Raw genomic sequence first — 948 nt, forward strand, 5'->3', positions numbered from 1 at the left:
CCGGGAGCTGCTCTCAATGCTCTGGCCCGAATTGCACGATCCAAGCACCGAAGAGGGTATCGGCCGCGGCCTTAGACGGTTGAGTCGCGCGACGTGAACGGGCCGACACATCCTGGATGTCGCCGGAACAGGTTGGGGCCGGGGCTTTAGGGCCGCGTCCTGAAGCCACGATCTCAGGACGATCACACTGCGCGGAATTAACTGCTTTGTTCATGCCAAACGCCGCCAGCAACCGGGGGCAACAGGAGATAGACAGCTGTATCTGAAGGCGAGGTCAACAAGCGCCGACGCTCGCGAGGCTCCCATTCCGATTGACCGTCGCGCGGTTCACCCGAATCCTCCACATTGGGATGAACGGTTGACGACCCGCACGTGGAGCGCGGGTCGTTGGCGAGCGCAGCCCTAGAATGGAACTTCGTCGTCCAAATCACGGCCTGTGTGCGGCAGGTCTCCATCGCCCATGCTTTCATCCGCCGTGGCGGTTTGGCGATGGCCACCATTCGTGCTCGAAAGCATCGTCATCTCGCCTTTGAAGCGAGCGAGCACGACCTCGGTGGAGTAGCGTTCAACGCCGCATTGGTCGACCCATTTCCGCGTCTGAAGCTGGCCCTCGACGTAGACCTTCGCACCCCTTTTCAGGAAGCGTTCAGCGACCTCCGCGATCTGGCTGTTGAACACGACGACGCGATGCCACTCGGTGCGCTCCTTACGCTCGCCGGACGCCTTGTCATTCCAACTCTCGCTCGTGGCGAGGTTGAAGGTGACAATCTTGTCGCCGGTTCGACTGCTGCGGACTTCAGGATCCTTACCGAGATTGCCGATCAGGATCACCTTGTTGACGGAAGCCATGTCATTTTCTCACATTTTACAACCAAGAGAAGGCGTCTGGCTTATGCCGTCGGCGTCCCTTCGTGTGCGGCCCCTGGGAACCGGCCGGAAGAGACGGAC

At 60.4% G+C, this 948-nt stretch carries 1 protein-coding gene; it reads right to left on the minus strand.

The genetic code is table 11. The features are described 5' to 3' along the window. Nucleotides 1–402: 402 nt before the first annotated feature. The gene (ssb, locus tag GSQ83_RS12485; protein WP_158803227.1) at nucleotides 403–849 is read right to left on the minus strand and encodes a single-stranded DNA-binding protein; all 447 of its coding nucleotides are present in this window, start codon (nucleotides 847–849) and stop codon (nucleotides 403–405) included. Between the last annotated feature and the right edge of the window lie 99 nt (nucleotides 850–948).

Source organism: Acidisoma sp. L85 (genome assembly GCF_009765865.1).
GTDB lineage: Bacteria > Pseudomonadota > Alphaproteobacteria > Acetobacterales > Acetobacteraceae > Acidisoma.